Origin of the sequence: Streptomyces sp. NBC_01439 (assembly GCF_036227605.1) — a bacterium.
In the GTDB taxonomy this organism is placed as follows: Bacteria; Actinomycetota; Actinomycetes; order Streptomycetales; family Streptomycetaceae; genus Streptomyces.
Window position 1 is genome coordinate 6,543,270 of record NZ_CP109487.1, and the last position, 13,539, is coordinate 6,556,808.

Below are 13,539 nucleotides of genomic sequence, written 5' to 3' on the forward strand. Positions count from 1 at the left end.
TCCTCTACGGGTGTCAAGGAAGGGTGCACAAGGAAGGGTGCTCCGCAATCGCGATGGCGGTTGCGGAGCACCCTTCCCCGGTTCAGGTGTCGATGCTCAGCAGATCCAGTCCCGGACGGAAGCGTTGTTGTTGTACGTGTTCACGAGGTTCCGGGAGGAGTGGGCGTGAACGGTGTCGTACGGGCCGGCGTAGTTCGAGTTGTAGTAGACCCGGTAGCACCAGTTCGAGGCGTTCTCGGTCGACGCGGCATTGTTCTTCACCAGCTGACCCTCGCCGTTGGCCCACGTGGTGAACACTTCCCCGGCGAGATTGGGTACGTCGACGTCCGTGAACCATCGGGCGCCGTTCTGGTTGGAGTTGTAGTAGAGGCAGAAAAAGCCGGTCGGGCACGCGTATGCGCTGGCCGGGGTGGCCATTCCCATCGTGACACCAGCTGCGGCGACCAAGAGTGCCATGGTCCGCTTCATGCGCATGGTTCATCCCCCTACGTAGTGGTGCTCTCGCCGGTACCAAATCGGGCACCACGAAGGGGAGTTGCTTCCCAAATGAGGCATGCCCGGACCCAGCCCGGCCGTGTCCGTGCCGACTATAGTGAACGGTTCACCTGCGCTCAATAGCCTTTATATGAGCCGGAGTTGGCGTGAAGTGATCTCCGTGGGCCCCCTATGTGCGGGTGTACTCATATATGAAACTCGGGCGGGAAGTCGGTCCAGCGCAGTTCGGCCGGAAGGTGTCGCATGTCATTGGAGAAGAGGACGGAGGCGGGCCGGTCCGGCGCATAGCGGATGACGGTCAGGGCGGCGTTGCAGTGGTTGAGGCCGAGCCAGCGCCACTTCGGTGCGTACATGGCCTCCCGGACGAGCCAGGCGACGAGGAAGTTGTGCGTGACGACCAGTTCGTGCCGGTCCTCCTCGCCGTCCACCGGCCCGGTGAACAGGTCCAGTGCCCGCCGGGCCAGTGCGGGGCCGTGCTCCCGCTCCTCGGCGCTGGCGCCGGAGAGGAAGCGGAGGAACAAGTCGGCCGAGTCCGGCGGGAGTTCCTCCCGCTGCGGCATATGGGGGACGTAGTCGCCCGCGACCTCCGAACGGTGCAGGGGGACGCCGCTCAATTGGTCGCCGATCAGGCGTGCCGTCTGCTCCGCCCGGGGCAGCGGGCCGTGGTGGACGGCCGCGAGCGGGGCGTCCCGGAGGCGCCGGCCCAGGAGGACGGCCTGCTGGCGGCCGTTCTCCGTGAGCTCGCTCTCGTCCGGTGTTGCCTCGCCGTGCCGGGCTAGATAGAGGTATCGGGTGGCCGTGCCGGTCATGGAGGGCTCCTTCGAAGCGTCAGTCGATCTTGTGCATCGATGGACGCCACTCCCTTCTGCGTCGGTTGCACGACCGGTGATGCGTCAGGAGCCGGGACGATGTGGAGCGACCGGAGGTCAGCGGGGGGTGAGCAGGCAGAACTCGTTGCCTTCCGGGTCGGCGAGAACCGTCCAGGAGATGCTCGACTGGTCGATGCCGGGGTCGGTGGCTCCCAGGGCGCGCAGTCGGGCCGCCTCTGCTGCCAGGTCGTCGCCGGGGTAGGGGCAGATGTCGAGGTGGACGCGGTTCCACACGCTCTTGGTGTCGGGGGTGCGGACGAACTCCAGGTAGGGACCGACGCCCTTGGCGGAACGCAGGGTCGCGTGCTCGTCGGTGACCTCGTGCAGCGTCCAGTCCATCGCCCCGTCCCAGAACCGGGCCATTGCCCGGGGGTCGGTGCAGTCGACCACCACCGCGGCGATCGGCCCGGTGTCCCGGTAGATCGGACGGGGCTCCAGGACGCAGAACTCGTTGCCCTCCGGGTCGGCCATGACCGTCCAGGGGACGTCGCCCTGGCCCACGTCGGCGAGGGTCGCGCCGAGCTCCTTCAGGCGCTCGACCAGCTCCGTCTGGTGCGCGGTCGAGGTGGTGGCCAGATCGAGGTGCACCCGGTTCTTGACCGTTTTGGGTTCCGGGCGGGCGATGATGTCGATGCAGACGGCCACGGGGTCGGGGTAGGAGAACCCCACGGGTTCGAGGTTGGTCACGCCGGGTCCCTCGGTGTCGACGCCCCAGCCGAGCACCTCCGCCCAGAACCGGCCGAGCGCGGAGTCGTCCTGGGCCTTCATGTTGATCTGTACGAGTCGTGTTGCCATGCCGCAGATCCTAGAAGCCGCCGGCCGGGCCGCCGCGATCGGATCCGGCGCCGATCGCGGTCGTCCCCGTCCGGGCGGTGCGTGACCCGCCACCGCCAAGACGCCTGCCCGTTCAGGCTTGTTGCGGCACGGCGTCTCAGTCTGCGTCTCCGTGGCCGTCTTTGTGGCCGGGCTTGTCACCGTGGTCGTGACCGGGCCTCTCGCCGTGGCCGTGGCCGTCGCCGTGGCCGGGCTTGTCACCGTGGTCGTGGTCGTGGCCGTGGCCGGGCTTGTCGCAGTCTTCGTGGTCGTGCTTCTTCTTGACGTGGACGGTGACGGTGCAGGCGCGCGAGGTCGCGCAGGTGCCGCCGGGCGCGGTGGGCGCCGCGTAGTTGACCAGGGCGTGGTCGCCCTTGTCCGGGGAGTTCACCTCGACCTTGTACGTGACGGTCGCGGTGCTGCCGGGCGCCAGGGTGCCGGTCCAGGTCAGCGTGTTCCCGGTGAGGGACGCGGAGCCGGTGGTGGAGGTGAGCGAGCCCGGCACGAAGGTGGCGTCGTCCAGGACATCGCTCAGGTCGTCGGTGAAGTCGCCGTTCGCGGCGACGGCGCCGGTGTTCTTGACGGTGAGGCGGTAGGTGATGGCGTTGCCCTCGTTCACCGGTCCTCTCGGCGATGCCGACTTCGCCAGCGTGTAGGCGGGCACGACGCAGTTGCCGCCGTCCTGAGCGGAGCTGGCACCGTAGAAGCCGCGGCCGGTCGCTTCGACGGTCGTGACCGGGAGCGGCGCGGTCGACGCCGTGGTGGGCAGGCCGGTCAGCAGGTTGATGTCGCCGTTGGAGGCGAACGCGTAGACGGATCCCGCGGACTTGGCCGCACCGAAGGTCTGGGGAACCGTGCCGATCTGGACGATGGTGTTGTCGGGACGGATCCGGAAGACCGGGGACGGGCCCCCGGTGACCTGGGTGCCGAAGGCCAGGATGTCGCCGTCGTCCAGGGTGATGAAGTCGCCCGCCGAGACGACGTCGGCCGGGAAGGAGACGGGGAACAGCGTGGAGACCCCCGTGGCGGGGTCGATCAGGAAGATCTGGTTCGTGAGGAACGAGCCGGCGATCAGCATGCCGTCCGCGCGGGCGGTCAGGCCGTTGACGGCGGGCGACGGCGTGACCGCTGCGAGCGGTCCGGAGACCGGCTGGCTCGCCGTCTCCGCTCCGGTGATCGGGTCGATGGTGTAGAGCGTGGTCGAGCCGGCGGATCCGGGGAAGTCGACCCCGTACAGGGTTGATCCGTCGGGGCTGAACGCGATGTCGCCGTAGTCGCGGACCAGTGGAGCGGTGCTGAGCGTGTTGCCCGCCGTGTCGTACTGGATGAGCCTTTGGTCGTTTCCTCCGGTGTTCGCCCACAGCGGCGCCGGCGGGCACACCGCGCGCGCCTTCGACGCGGCGACACCGGCGGAGGTCGAAGCCGCACCCGCCCGCGCGAGTCCGGCAGGACCCGTGACGGCCAGAACGAGGCCGATCGCCGCACTCGTCAGCACCCGTCGCAGAACGGGCCGCCGGTGGTTCACCATGAAGGTTCCTCGCTTCTTCCGGCTCCCGCGGGAACACGGATCGTGTGGTGCCGCCAGCTCGGACGCACCAGCGGCTGACCGGGCACCCGACCCGGTCGGGACGAACAGTCCGATGCCCACCGACTCCCCGGACCACAATGCGCAACGGGGGGATGCCACCCTTCCGGGCCATCAGCACCACTCGGACGGCCCGTCGACCGCCCCTCGGGCCCACCCGGCCCGCCGAACGACTTCCGCCCCGGCGCCGCCCTCGACCGCACCGGCCCCGCGCCCCGGCGGTCTCCGTGCGGCCGGACCTCGAGATCCCTCCGTCGCCGATGCGGACACCCGCGGGGACCTGACCGACGTGCTCGCCGACCACTGACGTCTCGTGCCGTCTCCTTCGGCGCTGCGGGACAGGACCCGCGAGGGGCGGTGCCCGCTCCGAATCATCCGCAATCTGACCTTCCGTCAGATTGCAACGTGTTCTAGTCTGCCGCGCATGGGCATCGGAATCACGCAGGAGCAGCGCGAGTTGGCCGAGGCGGTGCGCGGCTGGATCGCGCGGGCCGTGCCTCCCGAGGAGGTCCGCAAGCTGCTCGACACCCCGCCGCAGACCGGGGCGCGGCCCGCCTACTGGGACGCGCTGACCGCGCAGGGGCTGCTCGACCCGCATCTGGACGGCGGCACCCTGCTCGACCTGGCCGTCGTCGTCGAGGAGGCGGCCCGGGCCGTGCTGCCCGGCGCGTACCTGCCGAGCGCGCTGGCCTCCGTACTGCTGGAGCGGGCCGGCGCCGAGCCGCTCGAAGGCCGGGTCGGGGCGGTCGCGCTCGGGCCGGGAACCCTGACGGCCGTTGCCGTCGAGGGCGGCGGCCACCTGCTCGACGGACTCGCCCCGCCCGTCCTCGGCGCGGGCGAGGCCGACCTGGTACTGCTCGCCGCCGACTCCGCGCAGGGCACCCGCTGGTTCGCCGTGGACGCCGTCGCGCTGGACATCCGTACGCACGACAGCGCCGACCCCACCCGTCCCACCGCCGAGGTGCGGGCGCGCGGGGTCGCCATCGCCCCGGAGCGGCTGCTGGAACTGGACGCGGCCCTGGTCCGCGACCTGGCCTGCACGCTCTTCGCCGCCGATGCCTGCGGCACCGCCGCCCGGGCGCTGCACACGGCCGCCGAGTACGCGAAGGTGCGCGAGCAGTTCGGCCGGCCCATCGGGCAGTTCCAGGGCGTCAAGCACCTGTGCGCCGACATGCTGGTCCGGCTGGAACAGGCCCGGGCGCTGGCCTGGGACGCCGCGCAGGCGATGGACGAGCCCGCCGACGTGCGCTCGCTGGTGGCTGCCCTCGCCGCCGGGACCGCCCTGGACGCCGCCCACTCCTGCGCCAAGGACTGCATCCAGCTCCTCGGCGGGATCGGCTTCACCTGGGAGCACGACGCCCACATCTACCTGCGACGGGCGCTCGTCGCCCGCCAGCTGATGGGGCCCGGCGACGGGCACCGCGTACGGGCCGTGCGGTGTGCGGCGGGCGGTGCGCGGCGCGAACTGCGCCTGGAACTGCCCGCGGAGGCCGAGACCTACCGGGCGAAGGCCCGGACCGCCATCGCGGACGCGCGCGGGCAGGGCCCGGCCGCCGCCCGCCGGATCCTGGCCGCCACCGGCTACGCGGCTCCGTACCTGCCGCCGCCCTACGGGATCGGCGCGGGCCCCGTCGAGCAGCTCGTCGTCCAGCAGGAGCTGAGCGCGGCCGGCGTGAAGCTCGCCGACCTCGGGATCGCCACCTGGGTGGTGCCCTCGCTGCTCGCCTACGGGACGCCCGCCCAGCGGGAGGCCCACCTCCTGCCGACCCTGCGCGGCGACGTCACCTGGTGCCAGCTCTTCTCGGAGCCGGGCGCCGGCTCCGACCTGGCCTCGCTGCGGACCCGGGCCGAGCGCCGGGAGGACGGCTCCTGGAAGGTCAACGGCCAAAAGGTGTGGACGAGTTCCGCCCACAGCGCCGACTTCGGGATCCTGTTGGCCCGCACCGACCCGGACGCGCCCAAGCACAAGGGGCTCGGCTACTTCGTCGTCGACATGAAGAACACCCCCGGCATCGACGTCCGGCCGCTGAAGGAGATCACCGGCGAGGCCCTCTTCAACGAGGTGTACCTCGACGACGTCGAGCTCCCGGCGGACGCGCTGGTGGGCGCGGCGGACGGCGGCTGGAAGGTGGCCCGCAACACCCTCGGCAACGAACGCGTCCACATGGCCGACCAGATGACCTTCGACACCGGCCTGGAGGCGCTCCTCGCGCGCGCCGCCGACCTCGACGGCACCTACCGGGCCCGGATCGGTGCACTCGCCGCCGAGGCGCACGCCCTGGCCTGCATCGGACTGCGCACCACGCTCTCGCAGGTGTCGGGGCTGGAGCCGGGCGCGGGCGCGTCCGTGCGCAAGCTCGTCCAGACCCCGCACCAGCAGCGGACCGCCGAGCTCGCGCTCGAACTGCTCGGGCCGGCGGGCGCGGTGCGGGAGGGAGCGGGGGAGCGGGCGGTCCACGGGATGCTCATGTCCCGCTGCCTGACCATCGCCGGAGGCACCACGCAGGTCCAGCTCAACGTCGTCGCCGAGCGGATCCTCGGCCTACCCAGGGACTAGGAGTTGTCGGGCATGAAGTCGTACATCGTGGGCGTCGGCATGACGAAGTTCGAGAAGCCGGAGTCGCGGGACTGGCAGTACTGGGACATGGCGCAGGAGGCCGGATCGGCGGCGCTCGCGGACGCGGGCATCGGCTACGACCTGGTCGAGCAGGTCCCGGTGGGGTACTGCTTCCAGGCCTCCACGGCCGGCCAGCGGGCCGTGTACGAGCTGGGGCTCTCCGGAGTGCCGGTCTACAACGTCAACAACAACTGCGCGACGGGCTCGACGGCGCTGATGATGGCGCGCCAGTTCGTGCAGGGCGGGATCAGCGACTGCGTGCTGGCGCTGGGCTTCGAGAAGATGAAGCGCGGCGCACTGGGCGGGGGCGCGGACGGGGGTGCCCGCGGCGGAGCCGCTAATGAATCCTTCAAGACCTCGCCGGTGGCCCGGCACTACGGGATCATGGCCGCCGGCCACGGCTTCGAGATGTCCCCGCCCACGGCGCAGATCTTCGGCAACGCGGCGCGCGAGCACATGGAGCGGTACGGCACCACGGCCGCGCAGCTCGCGGCGGTCGGCGCGAAGAACCACCGGCACTCGGCGAACAACCCGAACGCGCAGTTCCAGGACGTGTACTCGGTCGAGGAGGTCCTGGCGGCCAAGGAGATCCACGCGCCGCTGACGAAGCTCCAGTGTTCGCCGACCTCGGACGGCGCGGCGGCGGCGCTGGTGGTGTCCGAGCGGTTCCTGGTGCGGCACGGGCTGCACGACAAGGCGGTGGAGATCGTCGGTCAGTCGATGACGACGGACACCGGGGCCTCCTTCGCCTCGGGCTCCTGCATCGACGTGGTCGGCAAGCCGATGACGGCGGCCGCGGCCCGACAGGCGTACGAGGTCTCGGGGCTCGGCATCGAGGACGTGGACGTGGTGGAGCTGCACGACTGCTTCTCCATCAACGAGCTGCTGACCTACGAGGCGCTGGGCATGTGCGAGGACGGCGCCGCCGGGAAGCTGGTGGAGTCGGGTGCGACCACGTACGGCGGGCGGTGGGTGGTCAACCCGTCCGGGGGGCTGATCTCCAAGGGTCATCCGCTGGGGGCGACGGGGCTGGCGCAGGCCGCGGAGCTGGTGTGGCAGTTGCGCGGCGAGGCCGGTCCGCGGCAGGTCGCGGGGGCGCGGGTGGGGCTCGCGCACAACATCGGGCTGGGCGGTGCGGCGGTGGTGACGCTGCTGCGGAGCTAGCGGGCCGGCCGGGCCGCCGCTTCCGGGGCTCCGCCCCGGACCCCCGCGCCTCAAACTCCCCCAGCTACCGCTGGGAGGTGCCCCCGGGCGGGGCTGAAAGGGCTCACGCGCCGCGGGGGCGGAGCGCTAGGCTCCGCTCCCGTGAGCGAGATACACGAGCTGTCCTTCAGTGCCACCGGCAGCCTGAGCAGGGACGAGTACGACGAGGCCGCCAAGGCGGCGGGGCTGTTCCGGCGGGGCCGGGTCCTGGCCGCCGCCACTACGATTCTCCTCGCCGCGGCGAGCCTGAAGCTGTCGTCCGACGGCCTCACCGTGTACCCCGTCCCGCTCGGGATCGCGGTGGCGTACGGCCTCGTCGTGCTGCTGCTCCTGCCGCGGTGGGCGGTGGGCCGGGGCTTCCGCAGCGGCCGGGCCGCCGAGGAGAAGCGGGTCGTGGTGGACGGCACGGGCATCGAGGTGTTCCGCGGCGGGGAGTCGCAGCGGATCGTGTGGGACGAGATGCGCTACTACTACGAGACGCCCCGGCTGCACGTGTTCGTGGGCCGCTCGCGCCGCCGGACGTGTCTCGTGGCGGTGCCCAAGCGGCTGTTCGCCGACCCGGGCGAGAGCGAGCTCCTCGCCGCCTACGGGCACGAGCAGGCCGGCGACGGCTCGTAGCACCCCGGCCCGGCCCGGACACCGTTACCACCCCGCCCCGGTCAGAGCTTCTGGATGTCCTTGTGCACCACGTCGGAGCCGAGGTGGTCGGCGGCCAGGCGCACCTTGAGCGGGTGGCCGACCGGTGCCTTGATGATGATGTCGGGGTTCTCCCCCATGGTCCCGCCGTTGCAGGAGGGCTCGGTGGTCAGGTTGGTCCAGCCGTTGAAGTTGTGCGGGTCGTTCCACGACACCCAGGCGCAGTCGCGCTCGCCGCTGGTAATGGACACCGAGATGATCCTGACCGCGTTCGCCGCGCCGTCGACGCGCTCGTAGATCACTGTCCCCATGTTGTGGTGCAGGCCCTTGCCTGCGTCCAGGTCGACCTGGAGGACCTCGCCGGCCGGGGTGTCGGCAGCGGCCGGGGCCGCGCCTCCGGCAAGGGTCGCGAGTACGAGCACGGCGGTGGCGGACAGGGCGGATAAGCGCATGGTTCCGTCTCCACGAAGCTAGGTTGAAGGAGGTCCCATCCTGGTCCAGTACGGGGGCGCGCGCTGCTGCGGAACCCGTCAATCGGTGGCCGGGACCGCGTGGTTGACCCTGAGTTCGCAGCGGCCCTCCGTGCCGCACTCCCGGCGCAACCGGCCCCGGGAGAGCGTCTGGGCCAGCCCGATCGCCCAGCACATCGGGCAGCCGCGCAGGGCCACCAGGCCGACGGGGGCCAGGGCCAGGGTGATCGGTCCGTAGAGCGGGAGGAGCGCGAAGGCGCCGACCAGGGCGCCGAGGCCGACCGCGCCGCGGAGCAGGTGCCGGGGCAGGGAGGAACTCGCGAAGTCGGGGCCGTCAGTGATCGCCATCGTTGCCTCCGGGAACCGGGTACAGGGTGTGCCGCAGGGCCGCGCGGGCCCGGTGCAGCCGTGATTTCATCGCGGCGGGGCTGAGCCCGAGCGCGTCCGCCGCCATCCGCCCGCTGTAGCCCTGGACGTCCCGCATGATCAGGACCTGCCGCTGGTCGGCGGGGAGGGCGGCGATCGCCCGCGCCACCCGGGCGGCCTCCAGGCGTTCCAGTACCTCGTCCTCGGCCGACATCACGGCGGAGTCGGGCAGCGGGGCGCGCTCGCGGGGCACCAGCCGGGCCCGGCGCAGGCACTCGTTGCGGACGATGCGGAACATCCACGAGGCCAGGGCACCGGAAGCGCGCAGCATGCCGATCTTCCGGTAGAGGATGATCAGCGCCTCCTGGGCCGCGTCCTCGGCGTCCTCGGGGGAGGCGCACAACGAGTACGCGAACCTGCGCACGTTCGGGTGCGATCCGCAGACCAGCGCGGTGACGGCATCGAGGTCCCCGCCCTGCGCGGCGAGGACCAGCGGCTCGGCGGGCCAGGTCGACTCAGCCACGGGAACGGCTCCGGCGGCGCGCCACGAGGACGGTGCACGTGCAGAGCAGGAGCAGTACGACGGCGCCGACGGCGACGGCAGTGATCACGACAACCTCCAGGTCAGGTGCCGACCTCTGCGCCGGCACATGCATAAGAGGCGTGGGAGCCGCGAAAGGATTCACCGGGATTCACCGGGATTCACCCCAGGGCCGGGTCCACCACCGTCTCGCCCATCGACGCGCGCCGGACGCTGTCCGCCAGGTCCTCGACCGGGCCGTCCCGCAGCACCAGACCCACCGCGCCCGCGGCGAGGGCGGCCTCCGCGAGGCCGGGGTGCGCCGAGCCCGTCAGGACGAGCACCCGGCACTCGGGGTCGTCGGCCAGCAGGGCGGTCACGGCCGCGAGCTCCTCCACCAGGGCCACCGCGGGCCGGGCCATGGGGTCCCGGACGACCTCGATGTCCGGCTGGAGGCCGAGTTGGAGCGCCAGGGCCGGATTCGGCGGCTCCAGCAGGATGCGCAGGGCGCGGCCCGCACGGTGATCAACAGGCATTTCTTCCACGCGGGCAGGGTATTGCCCCGCCTCCCGCGGGGCGTGCAACACGCCCCGCACGCAGCAGATCTGACGTCAAGTCAAGAGTCTTCCCAAGTGTGGGGGCGTGCGTTATACATTCCCTCACCGGCCGTGCCTAGAACGCGTTCTAGAACCGGCCCCCGCATGCGACCTCGGTGCGGCCGACGGTGCGGACGGCCGCGCCGAGGTCTTCCACGGCCCCGGTTCTCCAACGACAGGGAGCAGCACCCCCATGCCGATCGATGCCGCCAAGGCCCTCGCCGCCGACCCCCGCCTGGGGGACATCGGCTGGGACCACAAGGACGTCCAGCTCTACCACCTCGGCCTCGGCGCGGGCCGGCCGGCCACCGACCCGGACGAGCTGCGCTACACCCTCGAATCCAAGCTCCACGTCCTGCCCAGCTTCGCGACCGTCGCCGGCGCCGGCATGGCCATGCTGGGCGGCCTCGCCGCACCCGGGATCGACGTCAACCTCGCCGCCGTCCTGCACGGCGGCCACTCCATCGAGCTGCACCGGCCCATCCCCGTCAAGGGGCGGGCCACCTCCCGCTCGAAGGTCGCCGCCGTCTACGACAAGGGCAAGGCGGCCGTGATCGTGCTGCGCTCGGAGGTCGCGGACGCCGACGGGCCGCTGTGGACGAGCGACGCGCAGATCTTCGTACGCGGGGAGGGCGGCTTCGGCGGTGAGCGCGGGCCCTCCGCCAAGGAGAAGCTCCCCGGGCGCGCGCCCGACCGTACCGAGGAGCGGCACATCCGTGAGGACCAGGCGCTCCTCTACCGCCTCTCCGGCGACTGGAACCCGCTGCACGCCGACCCCGAGTTCGCCAAGACGGCCGGCTTCGATCAGCCGATCCTGCACGGCCTGTGCTCGTACGGGATGACCCTCAAGGCCGTCGTCGACACGGCCCTGGGCGGGGACGTCTCCCGGGTCCGCGCCTACCGCACGCGCTTCGCCGGGATCGTCTACCCGGGCGAGACCCTGCGGATCCGGATGTGGCAGGAGCCGGGCCGGGTCCAGGTCTCGGTGACCGCCGCAGAACGCGACGACGCGCCGGTCCTCGCCGACACCGTCGTCGAACACGCCTAGTGCTGTGGCCGGAAAGGTTCACCGGCTCACGACGCCCGGTACGGCACCTCATCCCCCAGACTTCGTCCGGGGGGACCCCCAGGTTGTCGGACCGCGCAAGTACGTCCAGTGCGAGCCGCGGCCTTCCGCCTTGCGATGCACCGCACCGAACGCCGCGAACCGGCAAACCTTTCCGGCCGCAGCACTAGGGAATTCCCGCCGGTCGGGCCGGGCTCGCGGCCCGACCGGCGGGGCACCCCCTCACGCCCGACCACACAAGGAGCCGCACCGTGCGCGCAGCACTGCAGAGCGAGATCGGCCAGGACAAGCTCGAGGTCGTCGACGACATGGAGGCCGTCGGCCTCGGCCCCGGCAAGGTGAAGATCCGGATCAAGGCCACCGGCCTGTGCCACTCGGACCTGTCCGCGATGAGCGGCGTCCTGCCGCAGCCCGCTCCCTTCATCCCGGGCCACGAGGGCTCCGGGGTGATCTCCGACGTCGGTGACGGGGTGACCGCCCTCAAGCAGGGCGACCGGGTCCTGGTCTGCTGGCTGCCGCCGTGCGGCCACTGCCCGTCCTGCAAGCGCGGCCAGGGCCACCTGTGCCTGGCGAGCCTGGTCAACGCGGGCACCCCCAACTTCCGCCGAGCGGGCGGTGACATCTTCGGCTTCGCCGCCACCGGCACCTTCGCCGAGGAGCTCGTGGTCGACGCCGCGTGCGCCGTCCCGATCCCCGACGACGTGCCCTTCGACATCGCCGCGCTCATCGGCTGCGGGGTCACCACCGGCCTCGGCGCCGCCATCAACACCGCCAAGGTGGAGGCCGGATCCTCGGTGGCCGTCATCGGCTGCGGCGGCGTCGGCATCTCCGTCATCCAGGGCGCCAAGGTCCAGGGCGCGGCCCAGATCATCGCCGTCGACCCGGTGGAGTCGCGGCGCGAGGCGGCCCTGCGGTTCGGGGCCACCGAGGCGGTGGGGCCGGAGGCCTTCGACGACGCCAAGAACCGGATCACCGGCGGCGAGGGCTTCGACTACGTCTTCGAGGTCGTCGGCAAGTCCGCCACCGCGCAGACCGCCTACAAGATGACCCGCCGCGGCGGCAGCGTGGTGATCGTCGGCGCCGGTGCGCTGGACGACAACTTCCAGATCGACATGTTCTCGCTCTTCTTCGACGAGAAGAAGATCCTGCCGTCGATGTACGGCGGCGGGGACGTGCTCCGCTCCTACGAGCGCACCATCGCGCTGTGGCGGGCCGGCCGGGTGGACCTGGCGGGCCTGATCACGCACCGGGTGCAGCTCGCCGAGATCAACGACGCGCTCGACCAGATGCGTACGGGCGTCGCCCTGCGCACCTGCATCGAACTCTGACCTGCTCCGAGACCTGCGAGAGGAACGCTACGGATGTCACTCCCACTTGAGGGGCTCTCCGCCATCGTCACGGGTGCGGGCCGCGGGCTCGGCCGGGCCGAGGCGATCGAGCTCGCGCGGCTCGGCGCGAGCGTGGTCGTCAACGACTTCGGCCAGAGCGGCCGGGACGGCTCCGGGGAGGCCTCGGCCGCCCCGGCCGAGGAGGTCGCCGCGGAGATCCGCGCCGCGGGCGGCCGGGCGGTGGCGCACCTGGGCGACGTGGCCGACTTCGAGCAGGCGCGGGAACTGGTCGAGCTGGCGGTGTCCAGCTTCGGGAAGCTGGACGTCCTGGTCAACAACGCGGGCATCCTGCGCGACCGGATGGTCTTCTCGATGTCGGAGGAGGAGTGGGACTCGGTGATCCGGGTCCACCTCAAGGGCCACTTCAACACCACGCACTTCGCGTCCGTGCACTGGCGCGAGCGCTCGAAGGCGGCGGGCGGCCCGGTCTACGGCCGGATCGTGAACACCTCCTCTGAGGCCTTCCTCGGCGGTTCGGCCGGCCAGCCGAACTACGCGGCGGCCAAGGGCGGCATCGTGGGCCTCACCACCTCGACCGCCCTCGCGCTCGCGAAGTACGGGGTGACGGCCAACGCCATCTGCCCGCGCGCCCGCACCCGGATGACCGAGGACGTCTTCGCCGGCTTCCAGGTCCCCGAGGAGGGCAAGCTGGACGCCCTCGCCCCCGAGCACGTCGCACCGCTCGTCGGGTACCTGGCCTCGCCCGCTTCCGCCCGGGCCAACGGCCAGCTGTTCGTCGTGCACGGCGGGATCGTGGTCGTGATGGAACGCCCCAAGGTGGCCGCCAAGTTCGACACGGCCAAGGAGTCCTTCTCCTTCGAGGAGCTCGACGAGCTCCTGACCCCGCACTACGCGTCCCGCCCGGCGAACGAGACCTTCGCCGCGACGGAGGTACTGGGCCTCAAGCACGCCTAG

Annotated in this window: 14 protein-coding genes; 6 read left to right on the top strand and 8 right to left on the bottom strand. The window is 71.7% G+C overall.

Going from position 1 to position 13,539, the window contains the following annotated elements:
• Nucleotides 1-96 precede the first annotated feature (96 nt).
• The 4 genes from OG207_RS29660 to OG207_RS29675 all read right to left on the bottom strand — a co-directional run bounded on the left by OG207_RS29660 (nucleotide 97) and on the right by OG207_RS29675 (nucleotide 3,705).
• Complete coding sequence (locus OG207_RS29660) at nucleotides 97-456, bottom strand: peptidase inhibitor family I36 protein (protein ID WP_329102509.1); 360 nt, start codon at nucleotides 454-456, stop codon at nucleotides 97-99.
• Between the two features lie 224 nt (nucleotides 457-680).
• Nucleotides 681-1,304 carry a histidine phosphatase family protein gene (locus OG207_RS29665; protein WP_329102512.1) on the bottom strand — a complete coding sequence of 208 codons (624 nt, stop codon included), beginning with the start codon at nucleotides 1,302-1,304 and terminating at the stop codon, nucleotides 681-683.
• A gap of 117 nt (nucleotides 1,305-1,421) precedes the next feature.
• Nucleotides 1,422-2,159, bottom strand: coding sequence for a VOC family protein (locus OG207_RS29670; RefSeq protein ID WP_329102515.1), 738 nt, complete (start codon nucleotides 2,157-2,159; stop codon nucleotides 1,422-1,424).
• Nucleotides 2,160-2,295: 136 nt separating this feature from the next.
• Nucleotides 2,296-3,705 carry a DUF7927 domain-containing protein gene (locus OG207_RS29675; RefSeq protein WP_329102517.1) on the bottom strand — a complete coding sequence of 470 codons (1,410 nt, stop codon included), beginning with the start codon at nucleotides 3,703-3,705 and terminating at the stop codon, nucleotides 2,296-2,298.
• Nucleotides 3,706-4,186: 481 nt separating this feature from the next.
• Here OG207_RS29675 and OG207_RS29680 point away from each other — a divergent pair, with 481 nt between their 5' ends.
• From OG207_RS29680 to OG207_RS29690, 3 genes are all read left to right on the top strand, one after another.
• On the top strand, nucleotides 4,187-6,319 hold the full coding sequence (locus OG207_RS29680) for an acyl-CoA dehydrogenase (RefSeq protein ID WP_329102519.1): 2,133 nt from the start codon (nucleotides 4,187-4,189) through the stop codon (nucleotides 6,317-6,319).
• Nucleotides 6,320-6,331: 12 nt separating this feature from the next.
• Complete coding sequence (locus tag OG207_RS29685) at nucleotides 6,332-7,543, top strand: lipid-transfer protein (RefSeq protein ID WP_329102521.1); 1,212 nt, start codon at nucleotides 6,332-6,334, stop codon at nucleotides 7,541-7,543.
• Between the two features lie 141 nt (nucleotides 7,544-7,684).
• Nucleotides 7,685-8,200 (top strand): YcxB family protein, encoded by a 516-nt coding sequence (locus tag OG207_RS29690; RefSeq protein WP_329102522.1) that lies wholly within the window; start codon nucleotides 7,685-7,687, stop codon nucleotides 8,198-8,200.
• 41 nt (nucleotides 8,201-8,241) lie between these two features.
• On the opposite strand, the gene OG207_RS29695 is transcribed toward OG207_RS29690, so the two are convergent.
• From OG207_RS29695 to OG207_RS29710, 4 genes are all read right to left on the bottom strand, one after another.
• A complete protein-coding gene (locus OG207_RS29695) occupies nucleotides 8,242-8,670 on the bottom strand; it encodes a hypothetical protein (RefSeq protein WP_329102524.1) in 429 nt (142 codons plus the stop codon).
• Nucleotides 8,671-8,748: 78 nt separating this feature from the next.
• Nucleotides 8,749-9,036, bottom strand: a complete 288-nt coding sequence (locus OG207_RS29700) for a hypothetical protein (protein WP_329102527.1) — start codon at nucleotides 9,034-9,036, stop codon at nucleotides 8,749-8,751.
• The gene (locus tag OG207_RS29705; protein ID WP_329102528.1) at nucleotides 9,023-9,577 is read right to left on the bottom strand and encodes an RNA polymerase sigma factor; all 555 of its coding nucleotides are present in this window, start codon (nucleotides 9,575-9,577) and stop codon (nucleotides 9,023-9,025) included. The genes OG207_RS29700 and OG207_RS29705 overlap by 14 nt, the downstream gene beginning before the upstream one ends.
• Before the next feature lie 179 nt (nucleotides 9,578-9,756).
• Nucleotides 9,757-10,110 carry a DNA-binding response regulator gene (locus OG207_RS29710; protein WP_329107977.1) on the bottom strand — a complete coding sequence of 118 codons (354 nt, stop codon included), beginning with the start codon at nucleotides 10,108-10,110 and terminating at the stop codon, nucleotides 9,757-9,759.
• Between the two features lie 253 nt (nucleotides 10,111-10,363).
• Here OG207_RS29710 and OG207_RS29715 point away from each other — a divergent pair, with 253 nt between their 5' ends.
• The 3 genes from OG207_RS29715 (at nucleotide 10,364) to OG207_RS29725 (ending at nucleotide 13,539) form a co-directional block, all read left to right on the top strand.
• A complete protein-coding gene (locus OG207_RS29715) occupies nucleotides 10,364-11,218 on the top strand; it encodes a MaoC/PaaZ C-terminal domain-containing protein (RefSeq protein WP_329102530.1) in 855 nt (284 codons plus the stop codon).
• A 269-nt stretch (nucleotides 11,219-11,487) separates the two neighbouring features.
• Complete coding sequence (locus OG207_RS29720; RefSeq protein ID WP_329102532.1) at nucleotides 11,488-12,564, top strand: Zn-dependent alcohol dehydrogenase; 1,077 nt, start codon at nucleotides 11,488-11,490, stop codon at nucleotides 12,562-12,564.
• A gap of 33 nt (nucleotides 12,565-12,597) precedes the next feature.
• On the top strand, nucleotides 12,598-13,539 hold the full coding sequence (locus OG207_RS29725; protein ID WP_329102534.1) for a 3-oxoacyl-ACP reductase: 942 nt from the start codon (nucleotides 12,598-12,600) through the stop codon (nucleotides 13,537-13,539).

Bases quoted from the DNA above. Each gene is read 5' to 3' on its own strand.
- OG207_RS29700 (WP_329102527.1), bottom strand. From the start codon at position 9,036: ATGGCGATCACTGACGGCCCCGACTTCGCGAGTTCCTCCCTGCCCCGG.
- OG207_RS29660 (WP_329102509.1), bottom strand. From the start codon at position 456: ATGGCACTCTTGGTCGCCGCAGCTGGTGTCACGATGGGAATGGCCACC.
- OG207_RS29665 (WP_329102512.1), bottom strand. From the start codon at position 1,304: ATGACCGGCACGGCCACCCGATACCTCTATCTAGCCCGGCACGGCGAG.
- OG207_RS29670 (WP_329102515.1), bottom strand. From the start codon at position 2,159: ATGGCAACACGACTCGTACAGATCAACATGAAGGCCCAGGACGACTCC.
- OG207_RS29715 (WP_329102530.1), top strand. From the start codon at position 10,364: ATGCCGATCGATGCCGCCAAGGCCCTCGCCGCCGACCCCCGCCTGGGG.
- OG207_RS29685 (WP_329102521.1), top strand. From the start codon at position 6,332: ATGAAGTCGTACATCGTGGGCGTCGGCATGACGAAGTTCGAGAAGCCG.
- OG207_RS29725 (WP_329102534.1), top strand. From the start codon at position 12,598: ATGTCACTCCCACTTGAGGGGCTCTCCGCCATCGTCACGGGTGCGGGC.
- OG207_RS29680 (WP_329102519.1), top strand. From the start codon at position 4,187: ATGGGCATCGGAATCACGCAGGAGCAGCGCGAGTTGGCCGAGGCGGTG.
- OG207_RS29710 (WP_329107977.1), bottom strand. From the start codon at position 10,110: ATGCCTGTTGATCACCGTGCGGGCCGCGCCCTGCGCATCCTGCTGGAG.
- OG207_RS29695 (WP_329102524.1), bottom strand. From the start codon at position 8,670: ATGCGCTTATCCGCCCTGTCCGCCACCGCCGTGCTCGTACTCGCGACC.
- OG207_RS29675 (WP_329102517.1), bottom strand. From the start codon at position 3,705: ATGGTGAACCACCGGCGGCCCGTTCTGCGACGGGTGCTGACGAGTGCG.